This is a genomic window from Shewanella sp. MF05960 (assembly GCF_050849305.1).
Lineage (GTDB): Bacteria > Pseudomonadota > Gammaproteobacteria > Enterobacterales > Shewanellaceae > Shewanella.
Genome location: NZ_JBOZPS010000003.1, coordinates 244,072 through 260,262, shown reverse-complemented (window position 1 = coordinate 260,262; position 16,191 = coordinate 244,072). Strand labels below are relative to the sequence as shown.

Below are 16,191 nucleotides of genomic sequence, written 5' to 3'. Positions count from 1 at the left end.
CATGGCGATTATCAAGCTAGCCACTGACTCATTATATTGCTGGCAATATTACTCGCTATAGTGACAGCGACTGCAATAAAAATGATCCCCACTAATAAATCAATAATGGTATTGGCCGCGAGTAGTTTTTGTTGAATTCGCGGTTTAGATAACACTAATGCTAATAAGCCAAACCAAATAAAAGACAGGCTAAATAATAATATTGCCGCGGCGGTTTTAGTGGCAAAACTCACTTGCGGGGTTATGAGTACCGTAAACAGCGTAATAAAAAAGATTAATGCTTTGGGATTGAGCAGGTTGGTATACAAGCCAATTTTAAACCCCTTAAATGACGACATTTGTACCACATTGTTAATCGGTGAAGTCACTACAGTAGCGGGTTGACGTTTTAATTTAAGTGCTTTTAAAGCTGATGTTAGCGCGCCCAATCCCATCCAAGCCAAATAACCACTCCCAATAAGTTGAACCACAATATAAGCCACAGGTGATTGTTGGATCATCACGCTGATCCCCAAGAGTGACAATAACGTGTGAACCAAAATAGCGGCGGCGATCCCTAAGGCGCAATAAACGGCGGTTAAGCGTGTTTGTTGCGTGGCCATTTTAACGACTATGGCAAAGTCTGGTCCTGGGCTCATTAATGCGACTAAATGAATAACCGCTAAACTGGCTAATAAAGTGATGTCCATATTCATTGTGCTCTGATATTGATTATATTTTATGGGGTAAACCAATGATAATGACACAGTTATATAAATAATAGATAACAAAAAAAGCGCTATATTAGCGCTTTTTTATATTCGAGCTGACTAAGCCAGTTATTTACTGTTTAGCACTTGCTCTTCAAAGCTTTTTGCTGCTTTACCCGCTTGTGAATTATTAAAGATTTCTTCGTTAAACTCACCTTCAGATTTAGCAATAATCACTGTTGCGACAGCATCACCGGTTACGTTAACCGCTGTGCGGATCATGTCTAGCATTCTGTCGACACCAATAATCAATGCAATACCTTCAACCGGTAAACCGACTTGGTTAAGCACCATGGCAAGCATAATTAAGCCCACGCCAGGCACACCCGCTGTACCGATAGATGCCAACGTTGCGGTAACAACAACCGTTGCATAATCCATAATGCTTAATTCAATGCCAAATACTTGCGCAATAAATACCGTCGCAACACCCTGCATAATGGCCGTGCCATCCATGTTAAGTGTGGCACCTAATGGTAGGGTAAATGAGGCGATTTTATTGTCTACACCCATTCTGTGTTCAGCGGTTTCAATCGTGACAGGCAATGTCGCGTTTGAGCTGGCCGTACTAAATGCAAATAATTGTACGTCACGGATTTTACGTAAAAACATCAGTGGGCTTAAGCCTGAAAACAGCTTTAATAATGTAGGGTAAACCACTAAGCCTTGGATAAATAATACCGCGACGACTAAGAAGAAGTATTTAACCACACTGCCAAAGGTCTCTAGGCCTAGCGTTAAGCTCAGCGTTGCCATTAAGGCAAAAACACCATAAGGCGCTAACTGCATAATCAGCGTGACTACACGCATGATGACTTCATTAAGGTCATTAAAGAATGACGCGACACGAGCACCACGTTCACCTATGTGTGAGATAGCAAAACCAAAAATAACTGCAAATAGAATGATCTGCAGCATATTGCCTTCACTCATGGCTTGCATAGGGTTGGTGGGTACGATATTAATAAGGACTTCAGACAGACTCGGTGCATCTTTTGCTGTGTATTCTAATGCGTTACCTGCAAGGCTGGCATTACCTGGATGGATAATCACCGCGGCTAAAATGGCAATGGTGAGCGCAATAGCAGTCGTGAATAAATAGAATGAAATGGTTTTACCACCTAGACGCCCCAGTTTAGATGGGTCGCTTAGGGAACAAGTACCACAAACAAGTGAAATAAATACTAGCGGTACGACGAGCATTTTTAAGCTGGAAATAAAGATAGTGCCAATAACATGTAAGAATCCATCGGTGATGTATTCTTGAATAAACGCACTACCAGGGAAGAAGTTTCTTAATGCGAGGCCAAATAAAATGCCCATTCCCATGCCGATTAAAATTTTGCTCGTGAGTCCGAGCTTGCGTTGTTTACTCACAGAGTATTCCTTTTCATTATAATATTTTTAGATCTGTATTGAATGGGCTAAAGACTAGCAGGAATCGCCCTTTTAGGAAATGGCCAAAAAGTGAAAGTTTTAACGGATAAATGACACAGAAAACAATAGAGTTATGGTAAAGTTACAAGATATTTGCGTATTGTTAATCTATAAGTAACTATAATAATTATTTAGTTTAATCTTAATGTAACAGGGAGCCTGACAATGAGGTCAGCATATAAAGTAGGTTTTGCACTTTTATGTTCATTTTTTCTCTTCGCTTGTGGCGGTGGAGGAAGTATTACAGATGATGGGACAGGAGATAGTACAGATACAACAATAACCTTAGCTATCGATAATTCTCAAATTTCAGTTGCAGAGCCCGCAACCATTACCGCAACGGTAAAAGACTCAGCGGGTAAAGCGGTAAGCACTCTGGTTACTTTTACGCTTAATAACGAGACTTATGGCTCTTTTGCGCCAAGTACTGGCGAAGTAGTGACTAACTCTAGTGGTGTGGCGACAATTCAGCTTAATACAGCAGAAATCAATACAGGTGCAACGGTTACCGCAACGACCACATCTGGTGAAAGTGCTTCATTGTTTGTCACTATGACAGGCGATGGTGGTGCAGCCGGTGGTGGCGCGCAAGTCTCTTTGGTGTTAACTGATGCTGCGGGTAATACTATTCAGTCTATTAGTACATTATCGCCAGGCAAATTAACCGCGACGGTTACGGGGATTACCAAATCTTCTATTGTGACTTTTGATAGCCCAATTGGTGATTTACCGGTTAAGACTGCGGTAACAAATGCCCAAGGTAAAGCGACGGTAGATATTTATGCTGGTAGCTCTTTAGGTGCTGGTGAAGCGACCGCAACATTGTCGACTAACGAAAGCGGTTCTACCATCGTGGTTGTTGGTGCAACAAACGTAGTGATGGGCAGTGGTACTCCATTCGTTGAAGGTGTTGCTTCTATTAGCACTACTGATTTATCTGCGGGTGGCACGGCAACTGTTAGCGTGTCTATTCAAGATGATTTAGGCAATCCTTTTACTCAACCTGTTGATGTTAATTTCTCATCTACTTGCGCGACTAAAAGCCCTGCTCAAGCTGTGATCAGTTCGCCGGTGTCTTCAAGTAACGGTGTTGCAACGTCAACTTATCGTGCTGAAGGTTGTGTTGGTGAAGACCAAATTAACGTAACGGCTAACGCTGGTGGAATAAGTTTATCTGCTGTTGGTACTATTAATGTACTTCAGGCTGATGTTGGTAGTATCGTGTTCGTTTCTGCTGTCCCTGAAAATATTAGTATTTTAGGCACTGGCGGTACAGAGTCTTCAATCGTTAAGTTCAAAGTATTAGACAAAAACAGTAATGTTGTGGCTAATCAAAATGTGAAATTTTCACTCAACACCAGTGCTGGTGGTGTGAAAATTGACCCATTACAAGCAACGACTGACAATGATGGTATTGTGCAAACAGTGGTTACCACGGGTACTGTCGCCACGTCTTTACGCGTGACGGCAACGGTTGATAATGGTGCTACTCCTGTTATTTCTAGTCAATCAAGCCAATTAATTGTATCTACGGGTATTCCAGATCAAGACAGTTTCTCTTTAGCTGCGACGTTGTTAAACGCTGAAGGTTGGGATGTTGATGGCACTACCGTGACGATTACTGCGCGTATGGCTGATGCCTTTAATAACCCAGTACCAGACGGAACGACAGTCTCATTTACCACTGAAGGTGGTTCTATTCAAGATGCTTGTCAAACCCTAGATGGTGCTTGTTCTGTGTTGTGGACTAGCCAACTGCCAAGACCTGAAGGTGAAACGCTTCTCAATGGTGCTGGTCAAATGGTTCGTAACCCTAATGCAACTCTAGCGTATGACGCCACATTAGATCTTTATGGCAATATTTATGGTCAAAAGTATGGCGGCCGAGCAACGATTACCGCGACGGCCATTGGTGAAGAATCTTTCCCAGATCTAAATGGTAATGGCCGATTTGATGCATCAGAAGCATCAGAGTTTCTTACTGGTAAAGATGTAACGGGGCAGTCATTTGATTTAAATGATGCATATAATGACTACAACGAAGATGGCTTTTTTAATCCGCAGCAAGCAGGTGGTCAAGCTGGTGGCACTTTAGAAGAGTTAATTGATTTTAATGCTAACGGTGTCTTTGATGCTAAAGACAGTAAGTACAATGGGGTGCTTTGTTCAGATCCTGTGCACAGTGCTTGTGCTGATGGCGTAACTGATTCTAAGTCGTTGTTTGTCCGTCGTAGCTTAACCTTAGTGATGTCAGGCAGTACTGCATTTGCAACAGCGCCGAGCAGTATCGTTGTTGTCGACAGCACGGGTACTCACTCTGGTGAAAGCAGCATGACGATTGTGGGCAAAGGCTCTGCAACGGCAACGTTCACTATTTCTGATTTACATAATCAGCAAATGCCAGCAGGTTCTATTGTACGATTTACAACATCTGCAGGTTCTGTCGTGAGTTCAAGTGAATACACATGGCCTAGTTCTAGTTACAATGGTGGCCGTCAATTTACGGCGACGATTAAAGGTGAAGATGAACCTAACTCGGGGGTATTCCTTGTGGAAGTCGAATCACCTAATGGCTTAGTCACACCGGTAGTATCGATTGGGGTTACGATTCTTTAATTGTTAACCAATGTTTGTTGTTTTTTAGAAGGGCGCATTGAGCGCCCTTTTTGTTGATTACCAATCAGTATAAAGATGTCCTGGCTTAGTCGATCTCTTTCTTAAACCGTTGGGCAATAAAAAAGCCAGTGACTAAAGTGACTGGCTTTTTAATGTTTTGATAATGTCGTTTTGCAGAAAACGTTATCGTTGGAACTGATATACGCTGCCAAGCTTTAAGATTTGGGTTAACTCATCTAATGCGGTGCGTGACTCAATAATCAATTGCGGATCGGCTAGATCGCTTACGGTAAGCTGGTCGCGGTAGTGTTTATCTACCCAGGTATTTAAGCGAGTAAACAAGGTGTCATTCATTATGGTGTTTTGGTTTACCGCGGCAACTTCTTGTTCGTTCATTGCCACGCGTAAACGTAAACAAGCTGGGCCACCACCGTTTTGCATACTTTGTTTTACATCGTAATAGCGCACTTGTTTAATGGGTGTGCCTAGCGTGACAAGTTCATTTAAGTAAGCAAATACCGCAGGGTTTTCTTGACAATTTGTGGGCGCAATAATCGCCATTTCGCCAGAGGGTAAAGTAATAATTTGTGTATTAAACAAATAGCTACGAACCGCATCATCGATTGATACCTGACTGGTTGCCACTTTAACAAAATGCATGTCAGCGTTCATTTTACGACGAATTTCATCAAATTTAGCGTCGGTATTTAAAAACGCTTGCTCATGATAAAACAACACGTTTTGGTTACCGACAGAAATCACGTCATTGTGGAATACACCTTGGTCGATAACATCAGGGTTTTGCTGCATAAATACACAACTTTCATCTTCAAGCTGATGCAAACGCGCAACCGCTTGTGATGCTTCTAATGTTTGGCGTGCTGGGTATTTTGTCGGTTTTACAGCACTTGGATTAGTGGCCTCTTGACCATAAACAAATAATTCAACCCCAGCGTGTCCATATTCGCTACATAAACGCGTATGATTTGCTGCGCCTTCATCACCAAAGCTTGTGTGCTCTGGGAGATGTTGATGATGTTTAAAGTGGCGATCGTTATTAAAGGTGGCTTGCAAAATCTTGCCTGTGGTAATGGGCTCGATACTGCGGTGTAATTTATCGACTAAATTGGCCGGAGTGAAATGCACTTTTCCGTCACGGGTGTCGGCACTGGGTGAAACCGTTGCGGCGTTAGCTGTCCACATACTCGACGCACTGCAACAAGCATTAAGCAATGCAGGAGCCTGTTGAGCGGCTTTTTGTAAAACTTCAGCATCAGACCCAGAAAAACCAATTCGACGTAGTGTGTATAGATCTGGGCGCTCCTGTGGGGCTAATACGCCTTGTACCATACCTAAATCGGCTAATGCTTTGGCTTTTTGCAAACCTTGTTTGGCTGCTGCCTTTGGGTTTGAAGTGAGTGCCGCATTACTTAATGAGGCGACATTACCAAACGATAATCCAGCATAGTTATGGGTTGGTCCAACCAAGCCATCAAAGTTTGCTTCAAAATGCTTCATTCGTGATCCTTGAAAATTTTTGTGAATAATTATTATTGTAGTTACACTTTTTTGTGTTACTTATAAAAAAGGAAACGTGATTGCTCATGTCAGTTAACGCTAAATTAACGTCAGTATACTGAAGCTATAAGGCTTAACAAGGCGTGTTAATTTTGCACAAACACGCATAAATGACTAAAAATGCACTGAAGATGCTCGCAAGTATCATTAAGTGAACAATTACGTTTAAAAAACGCATATTATTTTTTCTATTTTTTATTATTGTTTAAAAAATGACTTAATAACCTATATAAAAGAGGGATTAACTTGAAACTATTGTCTCAACCCTCTATATATGGAATCAATTTTCTATATTTTGAGACTTTTTGGCGCAAATAAAACTATGGGTAAATCGCTAGTTATTGTCGAATCGCCGGCCAAAGCCAAGACAATTAATAAATATCTTGGTAAAGATTTCATCGTGAAGTCGAGTGTGGGTCATATCCGTGACTTACCGACTTCGTCTACTTCTGACGGTACAACTGCAACTAAAACCGCAGCTGAAGTCAGAAAAATGTTGCCTGATGAAAAAGCTAAATACAAGCTAATCAGGGATAAACAAGCACTTGTGGCGCGTATGGGCGTCAATCCAGATAAAGACTGGGCAGCCAAGTATCAAATTTTACCTGGCAAAGAAAAAGTCGTTAAAGAATTGAAAGCGTTAGCTGAAAATGCTGACCACATCTATCTCGCAACGGATTTGGACCGTGAAGGGGAAGCCATTGCCTGGCATTTGCAGGAAATTATTGGTGGCGACGCTTCGCGGTATCAACGAGTGGTATTTAACGAAATTACCAAAACCGCTATTCAAGATGCTTTTAGCAAACCATCGGTACTTGATACCAATATGGTTAACGCTCAACAAGCGCGCCGCTTTTTAGATCGCGTTGTTGGTTTTATGGTGTCACCTTTATTATGGAAAAAGGTTGCCCGTGGATTATCTGCTGGCCGTGTTCAGTCGGTAGCGGTGCGGTTAGTGGTTGAGCGTGAAAGTGAAATTAAGGCGTTTGTTCCTGAAGAATTTTGGGATATTCATGCCGATTTAAACACCACTAAAGCGCAAAGTTTAAAAATGCAGGTGATGAAATATCAATCTGCAGCATTTGAACCGATTAATGAAGCACAAGCTCAAGTTGCAGTCGATGCATTACGTAATGAAACGTTTGTCGTTTCAGCTCGTGAAGACAAAGCAACGTCAAGCAAACCTTCTGCACCATTTATTACCTCTACACTGCAACAAGCGGCGAGTACTCGTCTCAGTTTTGGTGTTAAGAAAACCATGATGATGGCACAACGTTTGTATGAGGCCGGTCATATTACTTATATGCGTACCGACTCAACAAACTTAAGCCAAGAAGCGGTTGAAAACGTCCGTGAAATGATTGGTTCTGAGTTTGGCGCTAAGTATTTGCCTGCCGATCCTATTCGTTATGGCAGCAAAGAGGGTGCACAAGAGGCTCACGAAGCGATTAGACCGTCAAACGTGACGGTACAGTCCGCTTCGTTAACCGATATGGAACGTGATGCTCAGCGCTTGTATGAGCTCATTTGGCGTCAATTTGTATCTTGCCAAATGACACCGGCTCAATATGATGCAACACGGTTAACGGTTACTGCGGGCGATTACGAATTAAAAGCCAGTGGCCGTACCTTACGTTTTGATGGTTGGACTCGTGTTCAGCCACAAGTGAGTAAGAAAAACGAAGAAGATAAGACTCTACCAGTCGTTGCAAAAGGTGACAAATTAACTCTTGAAACGTTGTTGCCAAAACAACACTTTACCAAGCCTGCACCGCGTTACAGCGAAGCGTCTTTGGTTAAAGAGCTTGAGAAACGCGGTATTGGTCGTCCTTCAACGTATGCGACGATTATTTCAACCATTCAGGATCGTGGTTATGTGAGAGTGGATAACCGTCGTTTCTTTGCTGAAAAAATGGGCGAGATTGTCAGCGAACGTTTGGTTGATAGCTTTAAAGACTTAATGAGTTACGATTTTACTGCCAGCATGGAGCAAACATTAGATGATGTCGCTCAAGGCAAGCTGGATTGGAAAAAAGTATTAGACGGTTTTTATGGCGACTTTACCAAGCAATTATTGTTGGCCGAGTTAGATCCTGATGAAGGCGGTATGCGCCCAAATGAGATGGTACTAACAGAAGACATTAAATGTCCTACCTGTGGCCGTCCAATGGGGATCCGTACCGGTTCAACTGGGGTATTCTTAGGTTGTTCAGGTTATGCGCTACCACCAAAAGAGCGTTGTAAAACTACGCTTAACTTAACTCCTGGTGAAGAAGCGGTTAGCGATAATGAAGATGGTGAAACAGAAGCATTACGCGCTAAACATCGTTGTGGCAAGTGTGGCACAGCAATGGATAGTTACCTCATTGATGAATCTCGTAAGTTACATGTCTGTGGTAATAATCCATCATGTGACGGTTACGAAGTTGAAGCGGGCCAGTTTAAAATTAAAGGCTATGAAGGCCCATTGATTGAATGCGATCGTTGCGGCAATGACATGGAACTTAAAAACGGCCGTTTTGGTAAATATTTTGGTTGTACCAACAGTGAGTGTAAAAACACGCGTAAGTTGTTACGTAGCGGTGAAGCTGCGCCACCAAAAGAAGATCCTATTTTCTTACCAGAATTAAAATGTACTAAGTCAGATGCCCATTTTGTATTACGAGATGGTGCAGCAGGTATATTTTTAGCGGCGAGTACTTTCCCTAAATCTCGCGAAACTCGAGCGCCTTTAGTGGAAGAACTGGTTACTTATCGTGAGTTATTATGGCCTAAGTACGCCTACCTTGCCGATGCACCTGTTGAAGATGACGACGGCAACAAAGCCGCTGTTAAATTTAGCCGCAAAACCAAAGAGCAATACGTTGCCACGGAAGTAGACGGTAAAGCGACAGGTTGGTCTGCGAAATTTGTTAACGGTAAGTGGGTTAGCGAATCGGCGAAGAAAAAAGCTAAGAAGTAATCTGTACTTCAACGATAAAAGCGTTACCCTCGGGTAGCGCTTTTTTATGGGCGTTATTTAATGTATCACCATGACGGTTTTATATGCGCTTGATGACAACGGTTACCGTTATTATTTATTGGAATGGTATTTGGCATCGTTAGAGCGTCTAAATAGAGGTCGATTCGATAACAATGAGCATAATTAACAATGAATAATTGGAATGTGGCGCCAATCTGTTGTGTACTGCGGTGTTAAAAATTCTCTGTGCATCGCCCATTTCTGTTGTGCTCCTTGTGCACCTAAAAATAGGGTATCGCTTCCATAGCGGTGATTAATATTATCCAGTACCTGCATTAATTGTGGTTTGGCTTTGCTGGCATTAAATAGGTCGAGTTGCTGGTGTTGACTATTCACCAAGTCGAGTAGTCCTACGCCGACTTTATAATAATGCACACCAGGGCGGTAAAGCCGATGTATTACCGAGGATGCGGCATGAGTCATTTCGGCGCTGCAATGAGTAGCACAGGTAAAGTTAACATTGACTTTAAAGCTTTGCGGGTAACTATCGTGAGGTGAGTTATGGGCAAACAGCATCATCACCTTACACAATGATTGCTGCTTTCTGGCTTTAGCGGCCGCAATAGCGATATGCATGCATAACGCCTGGTGCAAGCTGTCAATATCGGTAATCCGTTTGCCGACGCTGCGGGTTGAGAATATTTGTTGTTTATCGGCCCTTGCTTCATCCCATTGCTTACACGCAACACCATTGAGTTCACGAATAGTGCGCTCTATTTCAATGCTAAATTGCTTGCGCATCATGGTGGGCGACGTGTTAGCCAGTTCCCAGGCTGTATGAATATTCATTACCGTTAACTTGGCTGCAGTTTTACGGCCAATCCCCCACACATCGCTAACTGACAATGAGGCCAATGTTGCTTGGCGAATTGCCTCGTTATCTATCACGCACACCCCTTTAGATGCAGGCGTTAATTTAGCAGCTTTATTGGCGACTTTTGCAAGTGTCAGTGTTGAGCCGATACCCACACAAACAGGTAACCGCGTATATTGCCAAACCGTTTGTCGAATTCGTCTTGCGTGAGTGGCTAAGCACGGAATGGCTTGTTGGCAATGTTTAAAAGAAAGAAAGGATTCATCAATCGAGTAAATATGCTGCTCAGGGGCGAATCGGCCAATCACTTGCATCATTTTTGCCGACAAGTCTGCATATAATTCATAGTTGCTGGATAGCACCACCACTTGATGTTGGCGACAAAGATTGGCGATTTTAAAATAAGGCTGAAACTTGGGAATACCTAACTCAATTGCGAGGCGATTTGCAGCTACCACGCAACCATCGTTGTTAGACAATACAATGACCGGTCGATGACGCCATTCAGGTCTAAAGACTTGTTCTGCACTGCAGTAATATGAAGTGGCATCAACTAACGCGAACATAAATTGATTGCCTCATCATGGCACCGTATTGAATAGATCACCGTACCTTCAATGCTAAAGTCATCATATTGATTAATCACCACATCGGCATAAGCATCGTTGGAAGACAGTAGTAATCTTCGTTTGAGGTCGATCATTTTGCACACGAACTCACCATTAAAGTTAGCGACAATCACTTGGCCATTCTTGACCGTACAACTGCGATCGACAATGACTAAGTCACCATCAAAAATACCAATACCGGTCATTGAGTCTCCCTGAACTTTACCGATAAACGTGGCACTTGGATGAGTAATGAGTAGTTCATCTAAGCTTAATGGCCGCTGTTTGTATTCCGCTGCAGGCGACTCAAAGCCGCTAATGCCGCCAGCTATGTAGATTGGGATCACTTTCATATCAGTACCAAGTCAACTCGCAGTAACACTGTATAAATAAACAGTATAATAGCAGCGAAACAGAAATGATCAAATATTCATTATGAAAGATTGCGGCGCGCGATGCTTGAGTTGGCTAATGAGCGTTAAAGATGGGATACAAAAAAGCCTCTTTACGAGGCTAATGAGATGATCAACAGATGGAAATGAGCAGTACTACCATTTCTTTTTAGGTTGAAACAGCATATCGATATCATCACCTTCTTTTTTCGGCTTAGGTGTACTCGGTTCGCTGCTGCGTTGTGCCCCCATGATTTCATCGAGCAATAGTTTGGCTTCATCGACCTTGCGCGCAATAAATGGATCATTTGGCGTTTGGGCTTTAATCGTGTGCAACGTATTTAATGCTTTTGTCACCATTTGTTTGCTTGAGCCATATTGTTTCATAAAGCAGGCCGCACGGGCACGGCTAATCATTGATTCAACATTGATGCGTAGCTGTAAATTATCAATACGCATTTCTTCTTCAGCAAATACAGTGGGGTCAACTTTGCCTTTGTTATGCTCAGCTCGCAAAATGGCTTTGAGTTTTTTAAGGGTTTTAACCAACTCTAAGACCTGTCTGTCATTGTCTGGTAAGCGAAAGTTTTCAATAGCTGGCACTTGGCTAGGAGAGTTTGATACTGTGGTTATTTGCGCTTTAATATCGCCAAGGCGACGTTCATAGTCCGATTTTAATTGACCAGAAGAATGAGGTACTGATTGCTCTAATGCATCTTGAATACGGCGGTATAACACGAGCATGATGTGGCTAGAGCAAGGAGCCATACCCGTGTTAGATAATACCGCATCGGTTTCGTCAATAATGGCGCGTTGACGCGATACTTCAATACGGCGTTCAGCTTCTGCGCGCTCTTTTTGTTGTTGGACGATACTAAAACCGATAATCAGTAATAGCAGTGCGCCGATAAGAATTAATACCAAAATTAAGGACATAAAGGTTCCATTTTATCTTTCATATCACATGGTGACAAAGCCAATAATAATGGCTAAAAAGTGATTTTGACGAACAGATAAATTAATCAAAAAATTTCATCAAAAGTAGCTTATATCTTAGCGTATGTCATTACGGCTGTCGTTGAATAATAAGTCGTTTTGTGGAGAAATTAATAAACTAAGCAAACAAATCATTAACAGACTGTACATAAGAGCGCATTATCGGTTTTTTTTCTTGCTCGTTATTACTATATATATTACATTTCACATTTAGTATAACGTTTTGTCATAGTTGAACGATGGTTCTAATTATGCAAAAAACAAAATAGACTTTATTCTTATTCGCGTCATGTGTGGATAGGTGACGGTTAAATCAAGGATCACACCATGAAACTGCAGCAACTCAGATATATTGCAGAAGTCGTTAAACACAATCTTAATGTGTCATCGACAGCAGAAAACCTCTATACCTCACAACCTGGTATCAGTAAGCAGGTGCGCATGCTTGAAGATGAGCTGGGGATTCAAATATTTGGTCGCAGTGGTAAGCATTTAACTCATGTTACGCCAGCAGGTCAGCAAGTTATTGATATTGCTAATGATATATTAAGCAAAGTCGACAGCATTAAAAAAGTATCTGAAGAGTACACCAAACCTAATCAAGGTGAGTTAAATATTGCCACTACGGATACTCAAGCACGTTATGCGCTGCCACAAATTATTCGTGAGTTTATTAAGCGTTATCCAAAAGTTAACTTGCATATGCATCAAGGCACGCCTTCGCAAATCAGCGAGCAAGCAGCAAGAGGCGATGCCGACTTTGCTATCGCCACAGAAGCCATGCATTTATATACCGATTTGATTATGTTGCCTTGTTATCACTGGAATCGCTCTATTGTGGTGACCCGCGATCATCCTTTGGCAACTCAATCGGGCAAGATCAGTATCGAAGATTTAGCCCAGCACCCATTAGTGACTTATGTATTTGGTTTTGATAAAGCTTCTGAAATTGAGAAGTCATTTAAACGTGCAGATTTAGATCCTCGGGTGGTGTTCAGCGCAACCAGTGCCGACGTATTAAAAACCTATGTACGTTTGGGGTTAGGAGTGGGTGTGATTGCTTCTATGGCAATCGATCCTGCCGTCGATAACGATTTAGTCGCGATTGATGCGAGTCATTTATTTGCCCATAGCACAACTAAAATAGGCTTTAGGCGTGGAAGCTTTTTACGCAGTTACATGTATGATTTTATGCGTCATTTTGCACCGCATTTAACCCGTGACGTTGTTGAAAAAGCGGTTGCTTTACGTGATCAACAATTGATTGATGAAATGTTTGCCGATATTTCACTGCCAGTTAAGTAGTGCAAAGAGTGTCAAACAAACAATAAAAAACCTCGCTAACAAGCGAGGTTTTTTGTCTGTACAGATCAGATCAGTGGTTAGCACTGATGTGTAAGCTAAGCTAATTAGTCTGGCGCGTAGCCAGATGGACCAATTAATTCGCCATCTAAATACGCTTTACCGTCTGTCATTGTTAATCGGCCTAAGCTGAACCATTTTACCACTAATGGGTATATAGCATGCTCTTGCTCGTGTACTCGCTCTGCTAATACAGTGGCATCTTCGCCAGTGTATACAGGCACTTTAGCTTGTAATATTACCGGGCCCGAGTCTAGTTCTGGAATAACAAAATGTACGCTAGCACCGTGTTCGTCATCACCGGCTTCAATGGCACGTTGATGAGTATGTAAACCGGTGTACTTAGGTAATAATGACGGATGTATATTGATCATTTTCCCCAGGAAACGGCTAACAAAGTCATCGGTTAAAATGCGCATAAAACCAGCCAGTACAATTAAATCAGGCTGATATTTTTCAACGGCAGCTAACAAACGCGCATCGTATTCGCTACGCGTTTCATTTTTATAAGCAATCACGCAACTGGTATCAATTTCGCTATGGTGAGCGCGGATTAATCCATAAGCATCCGGTTTGTTGCTAATGACTCCCACCACATTTGCATTTAAGTTATCGTCACAACCATCAATAATGGCTTGAAGATTACTACCACTGCCAGAGATCAGCACCACAACACGACAGCTTTGGCTCATTAGATGATCTCCACTTGCTCTTCGTCACCTTGACGAGTGGCAATTTCACCAATTAACCAAGCGTTTTCACCTTCAGCTTTAAGCAGTGTTAATGCTGCGTCTACTTTGTCTGCTGGTAGGGCGATAATCATGCCTACACCACAGTTAAATGTGAGGTACATTTCGTGTTGAGCGATGTTACCGTTTTGCATTAACCAGTCAAATACCACTGGCCACTGCCAAGAATCACCTTTTACAACGGCTTTGCAATCTTCAGGAAGGACTCGTGGGATGTTTTCCCAGAATCCACCGCCAGTGATGTGCGCCATTGCATGAATGTCTGATTGTTCAATCAGTTTCAATAGTGGCTTAACATAAATTCTAGTCGGCTCAAGTAAGTGTTCTATTAGCGGCTTGCCAGCAAGATCTTGCTGGGTATCGGCCTGGCTAACTTCTAATACTTTACGAATTAACGAGTAACCGTTCGAGTGAGGACCACTAGACCCTAAAGCAATCAGCGCATCGCCAGCTTTGACTTTTGTGCCATCAATGATGTCAGCTTTTTCAACGACGCCAACACAGAAGCCAGCAAGATCGTAATCTTCGCCTTCGTACATGCCTGGCATTTCAGCGGTTTCACCACCAATTAAAGCGCAACCAGACTGGAAACAGCCTTCTGCAATACCATTCACTACAGAGGTCGCCGTTTCAACGTCCAATTTACCGGTAGCGTAATAGTCGAGGAAAAAAAGTGGCTCAGCACCAGATACAATTAAGTCATTAACACACATCGCAACTAAATCAACACCAACAGTGTCGTGCTTTTTGTAATCAATGGCTAAGCGTAATTTGGTACCAACACCATCAGTGCCCGAAACCAGTACAGGGTGTTTGTATTTAGTCGGTAATTCGCATAGTGCGCCAAAACCACCTAAATTGCCCATAACTTCTGGACGGCGAGTGCGTTTTACCGCTGATTTAATGTTGCTAACTAACGCATTACCTGCATCGATATCAACGCCGGCGTCTTTGTAACTTAGGGGGGTAGGAGTGCTCACGGAGGATCCTCTAGGGTACATCGTTTTATGGAATTTTATGCGGCAGTATTCTACCAGTTTGTCTCATTAGTCGAAAGCCATGTTTTTACTTTATCCTGTAAAGAAAACGATGAATTGCCTATTTTTTATTGGTTTAGCTCACGATTTACTGCATTTTTGAAACTTTATGTTTTATAGAAGGGATAAATGGACTAACATTTGTCAAATTTGCCTGAAAGTCGAAAAATCTAGGAGAAAGAAATGAAAGTCGTTGAAGTTAAGCATCCACTGGTTCGTCATAAAGTCGGTTTGATGCGTGAAGCGGATATCAGTACCAAACGATTTCGTGAACTGGCCACTGAAGTTGGCAGTTTATTAACCTATGAAGCAACAGCTGATTTTGAAACTGAAACCGTCACCATTGATGGTTGGAATGGTCCTGTCAGTATTGAGCAACTTAAAGGTAAAAAAGTCACGGTTGTGCCTATTTTACGTGCGGGTTTAGGTATGATGGACGGCGTGCTTGAGCATCTTCCAAGTGCACGTATCTCTGTTGTGGGTATTTATCGTGACGAAGAAACGCTACAGCCTGTCCCTTACTTTGAAAAAATCGTCAGCAATGTTGAAGAGCGTATCGCGTTAGTGGTCGACCCAATGCTCGCGACGGGCGGATCAATGATTGCAACTATCGATTTGTTGAAAAAACGCGGTTGTACCTCGATTAAAGCATTAGTGCTTGTTGCCGCGCCAGAAGGCATCAAAGCGTTAGAGCAAGCGCATCCAGATATTGAACTATACACAGCCGCCATTGATGACTGCTTAAACGAGCAAGGGTATATTTTACCTGGTTTAGGTGATGCGGGTGATAAGATTTTCGGGACTAAATAACCGATTATTAAGCTGTTAAAA

General features: G+C 42.4%; 12 protein-coding genes. 4 read left to right on the top strand and 8 right to left on the bottom strand.

The window, feature by feature from the left end; translation table 11 throughout:
• Nucleotides 1-11 precede the first annotated feature (11 nt).
• Entirely contained in the window at nucleotides 12-689 is a 678-nt protein-coding gene (locus tag ACROAE_RS04585; RefSeq protein ID WP_432399772.1) for a LysE family translocator, read from the bottom strand.
• Nucleotides 690-818: 129 nt separating this feature from the next.
• Nucleotides 819-2,126, bottom strand: a complete 1,308-nt coding sequence (locus ACROAE_RS04580; RefSeq protein ID WP_432399770.1) for a dicarboxylate/amino acid:cation symporter — start codon at nucleotides 2,124-2,126, stop codon at nucleotides 819-821.
• A gap of 225 nt (nucleotides 2,127-2,351) precedes the next feature.
• Between ACROAE_RS04580 and ACROAE_RS04575 the strand changes: the two genes are divergently transcribed.
• Nucleotides 2,352-4,802, top strand: a complete 2,451-nt coding sequence (locus tag ACROAE_RS04575) for a hypothetical protein (RefSeq protein WP_432399768.1) — start codon at nucleotides 2,352-2,354, stop codon at nucleotides 4,800-4,802.
• A 183-nt stretch (nucleotides 4,803-4,985) separates the two neighbouring features.
• On the opposite strand, the gene astB is transcribed toward ACROAE_RS04575, so the two are convergent.
• Nucleotides 4,986-6,320, bottom strand: a complete 1,335-nt coding sequence (gene astB / locus ACROAE_RS04570) for an N-succinylarginine dihydrolase (protein WP_432399766.1) — start codon at nucleotides 6,318-6,320, stop codon at nucleotides 4,986-4,988.
• A gap of 382 nt (nucleotides 6,321-6,702) precedes the next feature.
• Between astB and topA the strand changes: the two genes are divergently transcribed.
• Entirely contained in the window at nucleotides 6,703-9,342 is a 2,640-nt protein-coding gene (gene topA, locus ACROAE_RS04565) for a type I DNA topoisomerase (RefSeq protein ID WP_432399764.1), read from the top strand.
• A gap of 183 nt (nucleotides 9,343-9,525) precedes the next feature.
• Here topA and ACROAE_RS04560 read toward each other — a convergent pair whose 3' ends face one another.
• From ACROAE_RS04560 to ACROAE_RS04550, 3 genes are all read right to left on the bottom strand, one after another.
• On the bottom strand, nucleotides 9,526-10,782 hold the full coding sequence (locus tag ACROAE_RS04560; protein WP_432399762.1) for a Y-family DNA polymerase: 1,257 nt from the start codon (nucleotides 10,780-10,782) through the stop codon (nucleotides 9,526-9,528).
• The gene (locus tag ACROAE_RS04555; protein ID WP_432399760.1) at nucleotides 10,770-11,177 is read right to left on the bottom strand and encodes a LexA family protein; all 408 of its coding nucleotides are present in this window, start codon (nucleotides 11,175-11,177) and stop codon (nucleotides 10,770-10,772) included. The genes ACROAE_RS04560 and ACROAE_RS04555 overlap by 13 nt, the downstream gene beginning before the upstream one ends.
• A 195-nt stretch (nucleotides 11,178-11,372) precedes the next feature.
• Complete coding sequence (locus tag ACROAE_RS04550; RefSeq protein WP_432399759.1) at nucleotides 11,373-12,152, bottom strand: hypothetical protein; 780 nt, start codon at nucleotides 12,150-12,152, stop codon at nucleotides 11,373-11,375.
• A gap of 387 nt (nucleotides 12,153-12,539) precedes the next feature.
• Here ACROAE_RS04550 and cysB point away from each other — a divergent pair, with 387 nt between their 5' ends.
• A complete protein-coding gene (cysB, locus tag ACROAE_RS04545) occupies nucleotides 12,540-13,517 on the top strand; it encodes an HTH-type transcriptional regulator CysB (protein WP_432399758.1) in 978 nt (325 codons plus the stop codon).
• A gap of 104 nt (nucleotides 13,518-13,621) precedes the next feature.
• On the opposite strand, the gene purN is transcribed toward cysB, so the two are convergent.
• Both purN and purM read right to left on the bottom strand, forming a co-directional pair.
• Nucleotides 13,622-14,266, bottom strand: a complete 645-nt coding sequence (gene purN / locus ACROAE_RS04540; RefSeq protein ID WP_432399756.1) for a phosphoribosylglycinamide formyltransferase — start codon at nucleotides 14,264-14,266, stop codon at nucleotides 13,622-13,624.
• A complete protein-coding gene (purM, locus tag ACROAE_RS04535; protein WP_432399754.1) occupies nucleotides 14,266-15,303 on the bottom strand; it encodes a phosphoribosylformylglycinamidine cyclo-ligase in 1,038 nt (345 codons plus the stop codon). The genes purN and purM overlap by 1 nt, the downstream gene beginning before the upstream one ends.
• Nucleotides 15,304-15,543: 240 nt before the next feature.
• Here purM and upp point away from each other — a divergent pair, with 240 nt between their 5' ends.
• Entirely contained in the window at nucleotides 15,544-16,170 is a 627-nt protein-coding gene (gene upp, locus ACROAE_RS04530) for a uracil phosphoribosyltransferase (RefSeq protein ID WP_160056523.1), read from the top strand.
• Nucleotides 16,171-16,191: the final 21 nt, after the last annotated feature.

What these genes read in the sequence shown, in the direction of transcription:
- ACROAE_RS04585 (WP_432399772.1), bottom strand. Translation starts at nt 689, where the DNA reads ATGGACATCACTTTATTAGCCAGTTTAGCGGTTATTCATTTAGTCGCA.
- ACROAE_RS04575 (WP_432399768.1), top strand. Translation starts at nt 2,352, where the DNA reads ATGAGGTCAGCATATAAAGTAGGTTTTGCACTTTTATGTTCATTTTTT.
- astB (WP_432399766.1), bottom strand. Translation starts at nt 6,320, where the DNA reads ATGAAGCATTTTGAAGCAAACTTTGATGGCTTGGTTGGACCAACCCAT.
- topA (WP_432399764.1), top strand. Translation starts at nt 6,703, where the DNA reads ATGGGTAAATCGCTAGTTATTGTCGAATCGCCGGCCAAAGCCAAGACA.
- ACROAE_RS04560 (WP_432399762.1), bottom strand. Translation starts at nt 10,782, where the DNA reads ATGTTCGCGTTAGTTGATGCCACTTCATATTACTGCAGTGCAGAACAA.
- ACROAE_RS04555 (WP_432399760.1), bottom strand. Translation starts at nt 11,177, where the DNA reads ATGAAAGTGATCCCAATCTACATAGCTGGCGGCATTAGCGGCTTTGAG.
- ACROAE_RS04550 (WP_432399759.1), bottom strand. Translation starts at nt 12,152, where the DNA reads ATGTCCTTAATTTTGGTATTAATTCTTATCGGCGCACTGCTATTACTG.
- cysB (WP_432399758.1), top strand. Translation starts at nt 12,540, where the DNA reads ATGAAACTGCAGCAACTCAGATATATTGCAGAAGTCGTTAAACACAAT.
- purN (WP_432399756.1), bottom strand. Translation starts at nt 14,266, where the DNA reads ATGAGCCAAAGCTGTCGTGTTGTGGTGCTGATCTCTGGCAGTGGTAGT.
- upp (WP_160056523.1), top strand. Translation starts at nt 15,544, where the DNA reads ATGAAAGTCGTTGAAGTTAAGCATCCACTGGTTCGTCATAAAGTCGGT.